Genomic DNA, 14,933 nt, shown 5'->3' on the forward strand with positions numbered 1-14,933 from the left:
AACACCCAAGATGTTACTATGATTATCAAAATTTGGAAAATGATAAGAAGTAATTTTGATTTTATCTTTTTCGTCAAGAGTAAGATTGAAAGTAAAAAATTAAAGATGACGAAAATGGTAAAAATTAAGGCCGCTAAATTAATTTCCCGAAATAACTTTTTAACTCCTCCAAAATAACTCATCAGTTCATACAGATACACCATCGCCAACAAAAGGGATAAGCAGGAAGTTATTTTGCTGGCTAAAGTATTCTTCATGTATTATTTCTGGGGAAATTTATCTTCGATGAGATTTAGTTTAATCCCATGCTCAAGATAGGCTTTACAACCGTCTAAAACTGTCGTAAAACCACCAGTATTGTCATTAACCGTTTTCAGCAGGTCTTCACCTGACTGGGCAAATCCATAGCTTTTAATAACCACCAGCGTTCCTTTCTCCATTTCTTTAAATTCGTAATCCACCTGTACTGCCGGATCGCCCCACTCTGTTTTGATCAGTTGATCAGAAACGATATTGTGAACCTTTACATTTGATTTCACGCCATACATTTCCCATTCCCACGTCACAGACTTCCCTTCTTCCAGTTTTCCGGTAGACTTTGTAAACCAGAACTGTGTGGTCTTTTCAGGATTGATAAATGCTTCAAAAACATCCGCAACCGGCTTTCTGATCAGCATTTGAGCTTCAACAAAAACATCAGTACTCATAGTGGTATTATTTTAGTTAAAAAAGTTAAGTCCAAATGCTGTAAGAACTGCCATCATAAAAGTCATGATCCCCACCTGTTTCAGGTACTGATCCAGTTCTTTTGGTTCTTTTACAGTCATGATATTTCTTCTCAACTTCATCAGCGGCAACAGCAGGATCATTACGATAAAAACGTAATAGTTCTGAGCCTGGATAAAGCCATTCACCCCTAAAAAGACAAGGATTAAGATCAACGGGAGCTGCAACAGGATCATTTCATAGATCATTGCATTTTTAAAGCCTATTCTTAAGGCTAAACTGTTTTTCCCGGAAAGTCTGTCGCTTTCAATATCCCTCATGTTATTCAGGTTTAAAACCGCCATACTCATCATCCCGATAGCTGTTCCCGGTAACAACATATCCCAGCTGAAGGTTTTTGTAAACAGAAAATAACTTCCGCATACCGAAACCAATCCGAAAAATACAAATACAAAAAGATCTCCCAATCCCATGTATCCGTAAGGTTTCTTTCCTACCGTATAACCAATTGCCGCTAAAATACAGGCAACACCCAACCCGATGAAAGTGTAAAACTCTTTCATGAAATCAGGAAAAAATGCCACATATAAAAGCCCGATGGTTGCTACAAAAGACAGTACAGAAAAAAGAATGACTGCATTTTTCATCTGCTTCGCCGAAATTCTTCCTGAGGCTACCGCTCTCGCTTCCGCCTCATTGATCCTTTTGGCATCAGTTCCTTTTACGCCGTCACCGTAGTCATTGGCATAGTTTGATAAAATCTGATACAGCAGCGTTACTAAAAGAGCCAGAGCAAAAATTCTCCAGTCCCATATTCCGCCTTCACGGTAAAGCCTCCATTTTGCAATGAAAGCCCCCATAATAATTCCGCTTAATGACAGCGGTAAAGTTCTTAGCCTTGCGGCTTTTATCCAATCCGACATAAATATTTAGATGTTAGATATTAGAAGCTAGAAATTAGATCAAAAAAAACGTATAGGTCTAGTATCTAATTTCTAACCTCTAACTTCTTATTTTAAGAGATCCACTGATTTTCTCCGAAGTCCGGTTTTCTTTTTTCAAGGAATGCATTTCTTCCTTCCTGCGCTTCTTCCGTCATGTACGCTAAACGGGTGGCTTCACCGGCAAATACCTGCTGGCCAACCATTCCGTCGTCTGTAAGGTTCATGGCGAATTTCAGCATTCTGATAGACAATGGAGATTTAGCTAAAATTTCCTGTGCCCATTCGTACGCTGTATCTTCTAATTCAGCATGTGGAATCACAGCATTCACCATTCCCATATCCATCGCTTCCTGAGCAGAATAATTTCTTCCTAAAAAGAATATTTCACGGGCTTTTTTCTGACCTACCATTTTAGCCAGGTAAGCAGATCCGTAACCACCGTCAAAACTTGTTACATCCGCATCAGTCTGTTTGAAAATAGCATGTTCTTTACTCGCTAAAGTAAGATCGCACACCACATGAAGTGAATGTCCGCCACCCACAGCCCATCCCGGAACAACCGCGATCACCACTTTTGGCATGAAACGGATCAGACGCTGAACTTCAAGAATATTCAGACGATGTCTTCCATCTTCTCCTACATATCCCTGATGTCCTCTTGCTTTCTGATCTCCTCCGCTGCAAAAAGCCCAGCCTCCGTCTTTAGGGCTTGGCCCTTCTCCGGTAAGCAAAACAACACCTATTGAGGAATCCTCAGAGGCGTCATAAAAAGCATCATACAGTTCGGAAGTCGTTTTGGGACGAAAAGCATTTCGAAGCTCTGGTCTGTTAAAAGCAATTCTTGCTACACCATTACATTTTTTATAGGTAATATCTTCGTATTCTTTGACGGTTTTCCACTCTATCATCTTGTAAAAAATTTTTCTCAAAGATACGGAATTGCAGAGAATTTTTAAGGTGAAATTTAACGATAATAACAGGAAAAAACAGAGGTCTTTTTCGGATCAGGAAAAACAAAAGCCGAAACATTTCTGTTCCGGCTTTATTTATTATTCAATTAAAGAATGACTATTTCGTCTGTGCTTTAAGCTCAGTTTCTTTAGCTTTCATTTCTTTAACTTTGTCCATGTTTTTGGTGACTACATAGATCTCTTTCAAGGCAGTAACCGCATCGATGTTCTTTGGTGCAGCTTTGTACCATCCTTCAGCATAAGGAAGTGCTTTCGCAAATCGCTCTCTTCTTGCATCGATCAGCTTGGTAGCTTCTTCCGGCTTTTCTTTTCTTGTCGCGTTGATCTGGTCTACAATTTTAGAATCGTCCCCGATTACGGTGTATACAAGGTTCTGATAAGCGTTATCAAAGTCAGGCTTGATCTCGATTGCTTTTTTGAATGACGCGATGGCATCTTCCAAAGAAGCAGGATTTTTAGACTGCATTACCCCAAGATTGTACCAGTTGGTCGCATCATTAGGATTTTTAGCCAACTGCTCTTTAAGAGTTCCGATAAACTTCTCTGTATTTCCGGACTCATAATATGCAGTACCCTGAGCATCTTTAAGCTTAGCATTGTTAGGATATTTTGCCAATCCTTTTTCAATGATCGCTAATGCTTCATTAGGTTTTTTTGCATTCAGAAGCAATGTAGTTAATGTTTCATACAGATCCGGTTCAACACTTGGAGTCTGTTCAGTTTTGAAATCTGAATAGTCACTGTTCTTCTTCATAAGGTCCCAGGTCGTTTTATCCAAAGGAACCACCTGACCGGACTTTTTCTCTTTTGCAGTATACGTAGTCTGAACACCCGTAAAACCGGAATTGATAAGTTCTGTATAGATTTTGATGGCTTCGTCGCTGTTATTAGCTAACGCATAACTCAACCCTGCATAATACATGTAAAGCTTATCATCCTGGCCATTTGTTTTTAATAAGTTATACACTTCTAAAAACTTTGGCGCAGCAACGGTGTAATTCTTTGCAGTATATGCATCCATTGCCGCTTTATTCGTTTCCTGTAACTTGGCATTCACATCACCCTTCTGACCGAAAACGAATGCAGAAGCTACGATGGCTATACCTAAAATGAGTTTCTTCATAATAACTATATTATATTAATTGTACATTTTACTCTTCAGAATCAGAATTCCCATTTTCCTCAGCCGGACTTTCGTTTTCAGCCTGAGGTGTATTTTTTTCCTGGTTATCAGCTACAATTTCTGTTCCTTCTGTAATTTCTTCAGAATCATCTTCAACATCTTTATCCATTTCTACTTTTGCAATGGCTGCAATTTCGTCATTTTTCTTAAGGTTGATCATTCTTACGCCCTGAGTATTTCTACCCATTACTCTCATTTCATCCATATTCATTCTGATGGCAACCCCCGACTTATTGATGATCATCAATCCGTCTTCGTCTGTCACATTCTGAATAGCAATCAGATGTCCTGTTTTTTCGGTAATGTTCAGGGTGATAACTCCTTTTCCTCCTCTGTTGGTTTCTCTGTAGTCTAAAACAGCTGTTCTCTTTCCGTATCCTTTTTCAGATACCACAAGTACCGTTTCATTTTCAAGATCATTCACAACAATCATACCAATTGCTTCATCATCATCTTCCATGCTGATCCCACGAACCCCGATAGATCCTCTACCTACTTCTCTTACTTTTTCTTCAGGGAAACGGATACATTTACCGTTTTTAGTAGCGATCATGATCTGAGAAGTACCGTTGGTTAAGTAAGCACCTAACAACTGGTCATTATCTCTGATCTCAATAGCATTTACACCATTCACCCTTGGTCTTGAATAAGCCTCAAGAGACGTTTTCTTAATAGTACCGTTTTTGGTTACCATTACCACGCTCATTTGATTTACATATTCAGCATCCTTCAGGTTATTGGTTCTGATATACGCCTTGATTTTGTCATCCTGTTCGATGTTGATCAGGTTTTGTACCGCTCTTCCTTTTGAAGTTTTAGATCCTTCAGGAATTTCAAATACTCTTAACCAGTAACATCTTCCTTTTTCTGTGAAGAACAACATATACTGGTGATTGGTCGCAGAAACGATATACTCAAGGAAATCTTCATCCCTTGTAGTTGCCGCTCTGTTTCCTACCCCACCTCTGCTCTGAATTTTATATTCAGAAAGAGACGTTCTCTTAACATATCCTGCGTGTGAAATCGTAAGAACTACTGCTTCGTTCGGGATGATATCTTCGATAGACATTTCACCTCCTGAGAAGTCGATGGCAGTTCTTCTTTCGTCACCATATCTTTCTTTGATTTCAGCCAATTCTTCCTTGATGATCTCGAATCTTCTCGGCTCATTCGCTAAGATATCTTCCAAGTTCATGATTTCTTTCATGATGGCATCATACTCGTCACGGATCTTATCAAGCTCCATTCCTGTAAGACGGGCCAATCTCAGATCAAGAATAGCCTGAGCCTGGATGTCAGAAAGATCAAATGCTTCGATCAAACCTTCTTTTGCCCCCTGAGGGTTAGCACTGTGACGGATGATAGCGATAGCTCTGTCTAATGAATCCTGAGCACCAATCACCTTCATGAAACCTTCTAAGATATGCGCTCTTTCTCTCGCTTTCTTAAGCTCAAAATGAGTTCTTCTTACGATTACCTCATGCCTGTGCTCTACAAAGTGATGAATGATATCTTTTAAATTCAGCTGTTCCGGTCTTCCTTTAACCAATGCAATATTATTCACACTGAAAGAAGTCTGAAGCGCTGTATACTTATATAAAAGGTTTAAGACAACATTAGGAATCGCATCATTTTTCAGTTCATAAACGACACGCAGACCATTTCTGTCCGATTCGTCTCTGATCTCATGAATTCCTACAATTTTATCATCTTTAACCAATTCAGCCGTTCTGGCGATCATGTCCGCCTTATTGACCTGGTAAGGAACTTCTGTAACGATAATCGCATTTCTGTTTCCGATTTCCTCGAAATTCACTTTTGCTCTCAGCACTACTCTTCCTCTTCCTGTATGGAAAGCGTCTCTTACCCCATCGTAACCGTAGATAATACCTCCTGTAGGGAAATCTGGTGCTGTAATGTGGTGCATTAATTCATCGATCGTAATATCTTTATTATCGATATACGCAGTGATGGCATCTACAGATTCTGATAAGTTGTGTGGCGCCATATTGGTTGCCATACCTACAGCGATACCTGATGTTCCATTCACTAATAGTGTTGGAATTTTTGTAGGCATAACGGTAGGTTCCGTCAAACTATCATCAAAGTTATTCTGAAAATCAACGGTTTCTTTATCTAAATCAGAAAGAATATCATCCGATATTTTTTTCAATCTCGCTTCCGTATAACGCATTGCTGCAGGCGGGTCACCGTCCATTGAACCGAAGTTACCCTGTCCGTCCACCTGAGGATAACGCAAGCTCCAAGGCTGCGCCATTCTTACCATCGCATCGTAAACAGAAGAGTCACCATGCGGGTGGTACTTACCTAAAACATCCCCAACAATTCTGGCAGATTTTAAATATTTTCTATTAGAAAAAACCCCTAATCCATACATACCATACAGTACTCTTCTATGAACGGGTTTAAGGCCGTCTCTTACGTCCGGCAACGCTCTTGAAACGATAACCGACATCGAATAATCGATATAAGACGATTTCATTTCATCAACAATGTTGATAGGAATCAGTCTTTCTCCTTCTTTTTGCATAAACAAATTTTATTATAATGACAGTCAGACCTTTAGCTGTGCGTCTGAAAATTATTTATTTCCAATTTTTATTAACGGGCTAATTTACGAAATTTTTACCGATTTTTGTGCTAGAATTTATCCACAAAATCTTAAAAATTCATAAAATATGAGCTTATTGAGTATAACTTTCCACTGCACGAAAAACAATATAGAAGAATGGGAAAATTATATTGACGAAACATTGGTCCAGATGGCGGAAAACCTGATGGACGTCAACAAATATATTCTTTCTGAAGTACACACGGATTATATAGACGAAGGTAAGAATTATAATCTTCTTTTGATTTTTGACAATGAAGACCTCAGAGAAGACTTCATTAAAAGTGAAATGCTGAACATTGCAGAAAGGGTCGAGAAAAAATTCGGAACCGAAGTAATGATCTTCAATACATTCCTGAATCCTAAAAAATCCAGATTTTAAATATAAATCAAAAGCCCTGAAAAAATCAGGGCTTTTTTATTTTTCTCAATCTCTGTGATGTTTCTTTCCTTTGTGTCTGTGGCCGCGGCCTCTGTCGTCATTGTCGTAGTAATACACTCTTTTTTTCACGTGTCCCGGAGCATAATACCTTGCGCTTCCCCCATACATCTTCTTGGCTTGTCCCGGTGGAACCCTTCTCACGTGGTGATCATGCACTACACATGATGACAACATGAACAGGACCGTTACAACTCCCGTAATTTTAATTAAACTTTTCATTTTCTACTTTTTCAAATTTCAATAGGGACATAACAAGGTTGATGCCAAAATGAATTGGAGTGTTTCAGAGTGAGGGTATTTACAATTTAAAAATTGAAAGATTTAATTATTTAAAGATTAAAAATTGCTCATTGTTCATTACCCATGATTTATTGTATTAATTCGCTTCTCTTTTCCATCAGGATAACATCTTTCCACTGTCCGTTCAGCTTTCCGATTTTCTTGCGGACACCTACCGTTCTGAAGCCGTTTTTCTGGTGGAATCTTATGGATGCTTCATTTTCAGGAAAGATACTGGCCTGTAATGTCCAGAATCCGTGGCTTTCGCTGTCGAGAATCATCTTTTTCAACAGAACCGACCCTAAACCTTTCCCCTGGTAAGAATTCTCAAAATAAATGCTTACTTCAGCTACTCCTTTATAACATTCTCTTTTGCTTACCGGCTTCAAAGCACACCACCCTACTATTTCATTGGTTTCATTTTCCAGAACCCAACGGCAGTCGTTGAAATATTCCATATTCCAGGCTTCGGCCGTAGGAACTTCGGTTTCAAAAGTAGATATACCGCCTTCCAGTCCCTGTCTGAATATTTCCAGTACTCTTTTTTCATCGCTGGGAAGCATTTCACGTAATTCGTAGTTCATACTATTTAATGGTATTTTCTTTTATTTCTTCTTTTTATTCTTGAATAATGCGTTTGCTTCTGTGTTTCGTCCTGAGAAATCACGCTGATATTTCCGTCTACTTCGAGAATAGAGAGTTTCACATCATTTATTTTTTCTACGCCATGTTCCCTTATCGCTTCTTCCAGCTCATCACGGGTGATCTTTACCCTGTTCAAAGCAGGCTGATCTATCACTCCATCTCTGATCAGGACTACTGGATCTTCTTCCATAAAGGTTTCGAATTTCCGGTTGGCAAACATGAGCCTTTTTAAAATAAAGTTGGCTGCGAAAAGAACAAGCGCCGCAATAAGACCGCCCTGCAGCGAGGTATCCGGTCCTACCATTGCATTCTGAACGGCATTGGAAATAAGCAGCAGTAATACCACATCCCCTGCATTGAGCTGGGAAAGCTGGTTTTTACCAAAAAGACGGATTGCGATTACCATAAAAAGGTAAACGCACAGAGAACGTACGACAACATCAAGAATAGGATTCACAAATCATGTTTTATACTCAAATGTATACATTTTTTGTGATTGGCTGCTCAATTTATTTTTAACGTATTTAGGGATTTAGATTTCAGATTTCAGACATCAGATGTCAGATATGAAATCGGAGGTTTTGTGATGTTAACCAGGAATTAACCTTTTACGTCTATATAATTCAGTCCCAAAATCGTTTACCGCTTGTCCTGAAATTTAAAATTCATAACTCATAATTCATAATTTATAACTCATACCTTTCACTACCTCAATCTTAATTTAATTCCAGGTCCGGATTTTTTTAATTAAGGAAGTCAGTAAATCGGCATACGGTTTGAGCCTTTAATAAAAAAAATCACACTCATTATGATCAAGCAATTATTTCTATGCTTAAGTGGCATTCTGTTTCTGGCAAGCTGCAAAAACAATGAAACCCGCCCGTCTGCATCTGCTGATACGGAAATTACCAAAAAAGTCAATCAGCTGTATACGGAATACGACGGTTCAAAAAAATCAATTTACAATCAATCTTTTTCTGACAGTCTGTTTTCTCCGGAACTGAAAAAGACGCTGGAAAACGCTATCCACGCATCGGAAGCTGATATTGAAAGAGTGAAAAAAAGTGATCACCCGGATGAAAAACCGTTATTGTTCGAGGGCGCTGTTTTCTCCAGTCTCTATGAAGGATATACCGGATATAAAATAAAGTCGGTTACAATAGATCCTTCCGGAACCTCAGCAGATGCAGCTGTTGAACTTGAGTACACCCTTTCTCCACCGAAAATTAAGTGGACAGATCATGTACAACTGATTAATTCCGGGCAGGGATGGAAAATTGATAACATCCGTTTTGACACTATCGGTAATGCGAAAGATTTGAAAACAAGTCTGAAAGAATTCACTCAAAATGCCACTCAGTAAAACCTCATCATAAAAAAAGCTGCTCTCAGAGCAGCTTTACATTTTTTAAGGACATTGGGCGATTGGAACCTCGCTGCACACTACTTTATTCATCCATTCGCAGAATACGCAGTATTTCTTTGGTTCTCCGCCATACACAGATTTCAGATCGGTTTTCGTCAGTTTCTTTAAATTTTTCATATCGTTTTAATTTTATGTTTGACAAATTTATAACGAATTCCGTATCAAATTATTACAATTTAATCTTTAAAGCTTTCATTATTTATAGATTATCATAGAAAAAATAAATCTATTAACAGAGAAATACGGTTTAATATTTAATGCGTATCTTTCACTAAGCCAGTCGGTTACAATAGATCCTTCCGGAACCTCAGCAGATGCAGCTGTTGAACTTGAGTACACCCTTTCTCCACCGAAAATTAAGTGGACAGATCATGTACAACTGATTAATTCCGGGCAGGGATGGAAAATTGATAACATCCGTTTTGACACTATCGGTAATGCGAAAGATTTGAAAACAAGTCTGAAAGAATTCACTCAAAATGCCACTCAGTAAAACCTCATCATAAAAAAAGCTGCTCTCAGAGCAGCTTTACATTTTTTAAGGACATTGGGCGATTGGAACCTCGCTGCACACTACTTTATTCATCCATTCGCAGAATACGCAGTATTTCTTTGGTTCTCCGCCATACACAGATTTCAGATCGGTTTTCGTCAGTTTCTTTAAATTTTTCATATCGTTTTAATTTTATGTTTGACAAATTTATAACGAATTCCGTATCAAATTATTACAATTTAATCTTTAAAGCTTTCATTATTTATAGATTATCATAGAAAAAATAAATCTATTAACAGAGAAATACGGTTTAATATTTAATGCGTATCTTTCACTAAGCCAAAAACATACACCAAAACAATTAAAAATATGGAAATTATAACAGCAAAAGGAGCTCATGCAGGCCAACTGGACCCCATAAAAAAGACCCTGATCTCTAACGGTCTTCTTTCCGGGCAGGATGATATGGGTAGTTACAACAAGGGAATATGTCACGATGTGGTCGCTTATGCTTTATACATGAGAGGTGCCGCGATATCTCCATCTGAACTTGTACAGTATCATGCTCAGGGATGGCTTAATAAGTTCGATTATTCCGGAGGAGAGAAATGGGATGGATATTCGGTTATTCCCAAGGGAAAGGCCATTGGTTTTTACAGAGTAAGAGATAAGACCTGGTTTCACTCAGCGGTTACTACCGGAAGCGGTACGGAGATCAGATCTGTGAACGGGTTCTCGTTAGGAACAGCGTGGTCGGTACCTGTTGATATGAAATGGGTCCTTGGCAAACGAAATTCTGACGGAACTTTTAATTACGACGGAACCAAAATAGAGGTTTACATCTCTCCTTTGTAGGCTCCCGGACTCCCACAAGATTTTCATTATTCAAAAAAAGTATAATGTTAAAACCTTTGAACATAAAAGAGCGAAAACCTGTATGGATCGCTCTTTCTGATTTTTATCTGGATACGGAACTTCAGGATTCCGATTTCCGATATATTGCAAAAACAATTCTGGAAAGTCCGTATACTTTTGAAGAAGTGAAAACCATTAATACCTATGAAATCTTCCCGGTTCTTCAGGCCAATCTGCTTCAGCCTGCAGGTGAATGGGCCGGCTTTAATGAAAAATGGCTGGTCGAGGCTATTACAACTCACCTTGAAACTCAAAACAGATTTAAAAATTTGATGATCAGGATCGGTTATAAAAAATATGGATGGATGCAGGAGGATTATTGGGTAAGGCTTGAAACTATTTATAATGAAATGAGTGGGAAATAAAAAACCAGCCATACATTTAAGTTCTGGCTGGATTTTTAAATTATTTTATCGGTTTTGAAAAATTAAGATCCCTTTTTTTTCTCGGAACACTAGATTTTTCAACCCAGTTTCCGTTCCATTTTTTCAGATCTGCGGGATCCAATTTCACGACTCTCTTTACCGGGATACATGAAAGTTCCCATAGGCTTCTGCTCCGGTTGTAGAATAAATAATTAACTCCGTCTGTTTCTCCATCTTTGGTCCCTCCATAATCTGAGTACTTGATTTCTCCATAAATTTTACCCTTATATTTTTCCAAAAACTGCTCGTATACCTTTTTATAACTATCAGGGCTGGGAAAATGCCATGCGGTAAAACTTTTGCTGTCCGCCGTTTCTTTCGTTATAATAATAGAGCATCCGTTCATTTCTCCTGTAAGCACATACTCAGGATCTGTAGATAAAGGACTAACCTGCATATCAACGTTTCCTATTGAGCCCCTAAAATCATCAGACCTTGGGGGTGTTTTGTAAGGAAAAAAATAGACTTTTCCTAAAATAAATGATTTTTCCGGCGTAAAATCCTTCTTAAATGGTTTAACCGGCAGTATCGCATCAAAAGGAAGATCTCTGAACCATAAAATTTGGGTATTATCACTGTTGGATACAATTCCTGTAACTACACTTGCCAGTGCTTTTTCTGATGCTGTTTTAAAATTCAGCGAGATTGGATGAGGATTCTCCCAGATTACATCTTTTGATTCATTGGCCAGTCCACCGGAACTGACTAATACATTTTTCTCATGTTCGTTCATAATGGTTATTTGTTTTTAGGTGGTTATTAATTATATCCCAGTTTGTTGAAATAAAATATATTTCTAAGATAAAGAAAATTTTAAGAATGAAATCATCGACACTAATCAGCTTACATCTTCCCTGTTATAAACAAAAAAGCCACAATTTGTATTGTGGCTTTCTAAAATAGTATGTATGCTATTATTTATTCTAATTCTCTTTTCAAAAACTTTCCGGTTAAACTCTTCTTAGACTTCACAATCTCTTCAGGAGTTCCCTGAGCTACGATCTGTCCTCCGTGCTTTCCGCCTTCCGGTCCTACATCAATAATATGGTCAGCTAATTTGATCACATCCATATTATGTTCAATGATAATGAATGAGTTTCCTAATTCTACCAGCTGATTAATAGCTTCCATCAGGATCTTTACATCTTCAAAGTGAAGTCCGGTAGTAGGTTCATCTAAGATATAAAGCGTATTTCCGGTCTGTCTTTTTGATAGTTCCGTGGCAAGCTTGATACGCTGTGCTTCACCTCCTGATAGGGTTGTCGACTGCTGTCCAAGGGTAATATACCCCAATCCCACGTCCTGAAGGGTTTTCACCTTAGCAAAAATCTTAGGAATCGGCTGAAAGAAGTCTACGGCTTCATCGATGGTCATATCCAGTACATCGGAGATCGATTTTCCCTTATAACGCACCTCCAGCGTTTCTCTGTTGAAACGTTTTCCGTTACAGGTTTCGCAGTGAACATAAACGTCCGGAAGGAAATTCATTTCAATCACTTTCAATCCTCCGCCCTGACAGGTTTCACATCTTCCGCCTTTTACGTTGAATGAGAATCTTCCCGGTTTATACCCACGGATCTTACTCTCCGGAAGTTCAGCAAAAAGATTTCTGATATCTGTAAACATTCCGGTATAGGTCGCAGGATTTGAACGCGGTGTTCTTCCGATCGGCGTCTGGTCTACATCTACAATTTTATCAATATTATCCAGTCCTTCTATCTTCTTATATGGAAGAGGTTCCTGAACTGCTCTGTAGAAATGTTTATTAAGAATCGGGTACAAAGTTCCGTTAATCAGAGAAGATTTCCCGCTTCCTGAAATTCCCGTTACCACCACCAGTTTTCCTAATGGAATATCAAGCGTGACATTTTTAAGGTTATTTCCTGTGGCTCCCTTTAACAGAATGTTTTTTCCGTTTCCGGCTCTTCTTTCTGCCGGAACTTCAATCTTTCTTTTTCCGTTGATGTATTGTGCCGTAATGGTATCTGCCTTCAACAGATCTTTTGGTTTTCCCTGCCACAATATTTCTCCTCCGAATTTTCCGGCTCTCGGACCGATATCCAAAACCTCATCGGCTTCCAGGATCATATCTTTGTCGTGCTCTACAACAATCACAGAGTTTCCGATGTCTCTAAGATTCTTTAATGAGCTGATCAGTCTTTCATTATCTCTCTGGTGAAGTCCGATACTCGGTTCATCCAGAATATACAGAACATTCACAAGCTGTGAACCGATCTGCGTTGCAAGACGGATCCTTTGAGATTCCCCTCCGGAAAGTGTTTTCGAGCTTCTGCTTAAACTCAGATAATCCAGACCTACATCCAGAAGGAACTGAAGTCTTGTTTCAATTTCTTTTAAGATCTCGAAGGCGATGATTTTATTTTTCTCTGAGAATTTATCTTTAACATCCGATAACCATTCTTTTAAATCGGATAAGCTTAAGGCATTCACCTCAGCGATATTCATTCCGTCTATCTTGAAACTTAAACTTGCCGGCTGAAGACGGGTTCCGCCACATGACGGGCAGATTTCTTCAGTGGTGAAGTGTCTTTCCAGCAGTACCGCTTCGTAAGATTCTCTTTCGTCGATGATCTCTTCCATAAAAGTGATCAGACCATCGAAACTTATTTTTATTTTTTTGGTAATCCCTGCGTATTTCAGGTCTTTGTTAAATTCTTTGTGACATCCGTTATAAATGTAATCCAAAGCTTCTTCAGGAATATCCTGCATGGGTGTTGCCATTCCCAATCCGAAGATCTCAAGAATGTTTTTAATCTGAGACAGTATCCATTTGTTGGATTTAATATCTTCCAGCGGCAATAATCCTCCCTGATTAATGGAAAGCTTAGGATTCTCAATAAAATAATCTGTATTGATCTTTTTTATGGTTCCTAATCCTTTACAATCAGGACAGCTCCCTTTCGGAGAGTTGAAAGAGAATGTATTCGGTTCCGGAAGCGCCAGTGAATGACCGGTTTCGGCATCCATCAGGTTTTTCGAGAAGTATTCGATGTCTGTGCTTCCCAGTTTCTGAATTCCGATGATCCCCTCGCCCATTTCCATAGCGGTGCGCAGGGATTTCTCCATTCTGGTTTCAGAGGCATTTTCCCCGATGATCCAACGGTCAATGACAATGTCGATATCGTGGGTTTTATAACGGTCAAGTTTCAGATCGTATTCAATGTCCTGAAGTTCACCGTCGATTCTTGCCTGGCCGTAGCCTTTCTTCGCCATCTGCACGAAAAGCTCATGGTAATGTCCTTTTCTGGAACGTACCACAGGAGCCATCAACATTATTTTTTCGCCTTTATAATTTTCTTTAATGGTATCCAGGATCTGATCTTCCGTATAGCTTACCAGTCTTTTCCCTGTAGACAGAGAGTAGGCATCGGAAACCCTTGCATATAAAAGACGCAGGTAATCGTAAAGCTCAGTAACGGTTCCTACCGTAGAACGTGGATTTTTGTTCGTCGTTTTCTGCTCAATGGCAATCACCGGAGAAAGTCCTTCGATCTTGTCTACGTCAGGACGCTCCAGACCGCCTAAAAACTGACGGGCATACGCTGAGAATGTTTCGATATAACGGCGCTGTCCTTCGGCAAAGATCGTATCAAAAGCCAAAGAAGATTTTCCGCTTCCGGAAAGCCCGGTAATGACTACCAGCTCGTTTCGCGGGATCTTAACATTAATATTTTTAAGGTTGTGTTCACGTGCTCCGTAAACTTCTATATATTCTGTCGATTTGCTCATAATTTGAAGTGACTCTGCCTGAAAATCACGATGTGCAAAATTACGGAATTTTATGGAATTGTATGAACCGGAAAGTTTTTATTAGAGTTTAATTTTAGTTAA

16 protein-coding genes are annotated in these 14,933 nt (G+C 39.0%); 4 read left to right on the plus strand and 12 right to left on the minus strand.

The window, feature by feature from the left end; genetic code table 11:
• Positions 1–260: 260 nt before the first annotated feature.
• The 5 genes from BM143_RS00190 to gyrA form a co-directional block, all read right to left on the minus strand.
• Complete coding sequence (locus BM143_RS00190) at positions 261–707, minus strand: SRPBCC family protein (protein WP_090021677.1); 447 nt, start codon at positions 705–707, stop codon at positions 261–263.
• Between the two features lie 12 nt (positions 708–719).
• Positions 720–1,649 carry a 1,4-dihydroxy-2-naphthoate octaprenyltransferase gene (gene menA, locus BM143_RS00195; protein WP_072923904.1) on the minus strand — a complete coding sequence of 310 codons (930 nt, stop codon included), beginning with the start codon at positions 1,647–1,649 and terminating at the stop codon, positions 720–722.
• Positions 1,650–1,741: 92 nt separating this feature from the next.
• Positions 1,742–2,578: a 1,4-dihydroxy-2-naphthoyl-CoA synthase gene (locus BM143_RS00200; RefSeq protein ID WP_034725441.1), complete on the minus strand. Its 837-nt coding sequence runs from the start codon at positions 2,576–2,578 to the stop codon at positions 1,742–1,744.
• Positions 2,579–2,738: 160 nt separating this feature from the next.
• Positions 2,739–3,764: a tetratricopeptide repeat protein gene (locus BM143_RS00205; protein WP_090021680.1), complete on the minus strand. Its 1,026-nt coding sequence runs from the start codon at positions 3,762–3,764 to the stop codon at positions 2,739–2,741.
• 28 nt (positions 3,765–3,792) lie between these two features.
• Complete coding sequence (gene gyrA, locus BM143_RS00210; protein ID WP_090021682.1) at positions 3,793–6,375, minus strand: DNA gyrase subunit A; 2,583 nt, start codon at positions 6,373–6,375, stop codon at positions 3,793–3,795.
• A 148-nt stretch (positions 6,376–6,523) separates the two neighbouring features.
• Between gyrA and BM143_RS00215 the strand changes: the two genes are divergently transcribed.
• Positions 6,524–6,838 (plus strand): DUF4286 family protein, encoded by a 315-nt coding sequence (locus tag BM143_RS00215; RefSeq protein WP_034725437.1) that lies wholly within the window; start codon positions 6,524–6,526, stop codon positions 6,836–6,838.
• 45 nt (positions 6,839–6,883) lie between these two features.
• On the opposite strand, the gene BM143_RS00220 is transcribed toward BM143_RS00215, so the two are convergent.
• The 3 genes from BM143_RS00220 to BM143_RS00230 all read right to left on the minus strand — a co-directional run bounded on the left by BM143_RS00220 (position 6,884) and on the right by BM143_RS00230 (position 8,279).
• Positions 6,884–7,117, minus strand: a complete 234-nt coding sequence (locus BM143_RS00220) for a hypothetical protein (RefSeq protein ID WP_090021685.1) — start codon at positions 7,115–7,117, stop codon at positions 6,884–6,886.
• A gap of 149 nt (positions 7,118–7,266) precedes the next feature.
• Positions 7,267–7,761 (minus strand): GNAT family N-acetyltransferase, encoded by a 495-nt coding sequence (locus BM143_RS00225; protein WP_090021686.1) that lies wholly within the window; start codon positions 7,759–7,761, stop codon positions 7,267–7,269.
• Positions 7,762–7,766: 5 nt separating this feature from the next.
• A complete protein-coding gene (locus tag BM143_RS00230) occupies positions 7,767–8,279 on the minus strand; it encodes a DUF421 domain-containing protein (RefSeq protein WP_090021689.1) in 513 nt (170 codons plus the stop codon).
• A 351-nt stretch (positions 8,280–8,630) separates the two neighbouring features.
• On the opposite strand from BM143_RS00230, the gene BM143_RS00235 reads away from it, so the two are divergent.
• Positions 8,631–9,185 (plus strand): DUF3828 domain-containing protein, encoded by a 555-nt coding sequence (locus tag BM143_RS00235; RefSeq protein WP_090021691.1) that lies wholly within the window; start codon positions 8,631–8,633, stop codon positions 9,183–9,185.
• Positions 9,186–9,230: 45 nt separating this feature from the next.
• Here BM143_RS00235 and BM143_RS00240 read toward each other — a convergent pair whose 3' ends face one another.
• A complete protein-coding gene (locus BM143_RS00240) occupies positions 9,231–9,365 on the minus strand; it encodes a bacteriocin-like protein (RefSeq protein ID WP_034725432.1) in 135 nt (44 codons plus the stop codon).
• Positions 9,366–9,786: 421 nt separating this feature from the next.
• Positions 9,787–9,921 carry a bacteriocin-like protein gene (locus BM143_RS00245; RefSeq protein ID WP_034725432.1) on the minus strand — a complete coding sequence of 45 codons (135 nt, stop codon included), beginning with the start codon at positions 9,919–9,921 and terminating at the stop codon, positions 9,787–9,789.
• A 189-nt stretch (positions 9,922–10,110) separates the two neighbouring features.
• Here BM143_RS00245 and BM143_RS00250 point away from each other — a divergent pair, with 189 nt between their 5' ends.
• Both BM143_RS00250 and BM143_RS00255 read left to right on the plus strand, forming a co-directional pair.
• A complete protein-coding gene (locus BM143_RS00250; RefSeq protein ID WP_090021694.1) occupies positions 10,111–10,596 on the plus strand; it encodes a hypothetical protein in 486 nt (161 codons plus the stop codon).
• A 44-nt stretch (positions 10,597–10,640) separates the two neighbouring features.
• On the plus strand, positions 10,641–11,021 hold the full coding sequence (locus BM143_RS00255) for a DUF7079 family protein (protein ID WP_090021696.1): 381 nt from the start codon (positions 10,641–10,643) through the stop codon (positions 11,019–11,021).
• A 40-nt stretch (positions 11,022–11,061) separates the two neighbouring features.
• Here the strand turns inward: BM143_RS00255 and BM143_RS00260 are convergent, their stop codons facing one another.
• Together BM143_RS00260 and uvrA are read right to left on the minus strand one after the other, a co-directional pair.
• Positions 11,062–11,814 carry a hypothetical protein gene (locus tag BM143_RS00260; RefSeq protein ID WP_090021698.1) on the minus strand — a complete coding sequence of 251 codons (753 nt, stop codon included), beginning with the start codon at positions 11,812–11,814 and terminating at the stop codon, positions 11,062–11,064.
• A 185-nt stretch (positions 11,815–11,999) separates the two neighbouring features.
• A complete protein-coding gene (gene uvrA / locus BM143_RS00265; protein ID WP_090021701.1) occupies positions 12,000–14,831 on the minus strand; it encodes an excinuclease ABC subunit UvrA in 2,832 nt (943 codons plus the stop codon).
• Positions 14,832–14,933 lie beyond the last annotated feature (102 nt).

Source organism: Chryseobacterium oleae, assembly GCF_900115055.1.
In the GTDB taxonomy this organism is placed as follows: Bacteria; Bacteroidota; Bacteroidia; order Flavobacteriales; family Weeksellaceae; genus Chryseobacterium; species Chryseobacterium oleae.

Bases quoted from the DNA above. Each gene is read 5' to 3' on its own strand.
- BM143_RS00190 (WP_090021677.1), bottom strand. From the start codon at position 707: ATGAGTACTGATGTTTTTGTTGAAGCTCAAATGCTGATCAGAAAGCCG.
- menA (WP_072923904.1), bottom strand. From the start codon at position 1,649: ATGTCGGATTGGATAAAAGCCGCAAGGCTAAGAACTTTACCGCTGTCA.
- BM143_RS00200 (WP_034725441.1), bottom strand. From the start codon at position 2,578: ATGATAGAGTGGAAAACCGTCAAAGAATACGAAGATATTACCTATAAA.
- BM143_RS00205 (WP_090021680.1), bottom strand. From the start codon at position 3,764: ATGAAGAAACTCATTTTAGGTATAGCCATCGTAGCTTCTGCATTCGTT.
- gyrA (WP_090021682.1), bottom strand. From the start codon at position 6,375: ATGCAAAAAGAAGGAGAAAGACTGATTCCTATCAACATTGTTGATGAA.
- BM143_RS00215 (WP_034725437.1), top strand. From the start codon at position 6,524: ATGAGCTTATTGAGTATAACTTTCCACTGCACGAAAAACAATATAGAA.
- BM143_RS00220 (WP_090021685.1), bottom strand. From the start codon at position 7,117: ATGAAAAGTTTAATTAAAATTACGGGAGTTGTAACGGTCCTGTTCATG.
- BM143_RS00225 (WP_090021686.1), bottom strand. From the start codon at position 7,761: ATGAACTACGAATTACGTGAAATGCTTCCCAGCGATGAAAAAAGAGTA.
- BM143_RS00235 (WP_090021691.1), top strand. From the start codon at position 8,631: ATGATCAAGCAATTATTTCTATGCTTAAGTGGCATTCTGTTTCTGGCA.
- BM143_RS00240 (WP_034725432.1), bottom strand. From the start codon at position 9,365: ATGAAAAATTTAAAGAAACTGACGAAAACCGATCTGAAATCTGTGTAT.
- BM143_RS00245 (WP_034725432.1), bottom strand. From the start codon at position 9,921: ATGAAAAATTTAAAGAAACTGACGAAAACCGATCTGAAATCTGTGTAT.
- BM143_RS00250 (WP_090021694.1), top strand. From the start codon at position 10,111: ATGGAAATTATAACAGCAAAAGGAGCTCATGCAGGCCAACTGGACCCC.
- BM143_RS00255 (WP_090021696.1), top strand. From the start codon at position 10,641: ATGTTAAAACCTTTGAACATAAAAGAGCGAAAACCTGTATGGATCGCT.
- BM143_RS00260 (WP_090021698.1), bottom strand. From the start codon at position 11,814: ATGAACGAACATGAGAAAAATGTATTAGTCAGTTCCGGTGGACTGGCC.
- uvrA (WP_090021701.1), bottom strand. From the start codon at position 14,831: ATGAGCAAATCGACAGAATATATAGAAGTTTACGGAGCACGTGAACAC.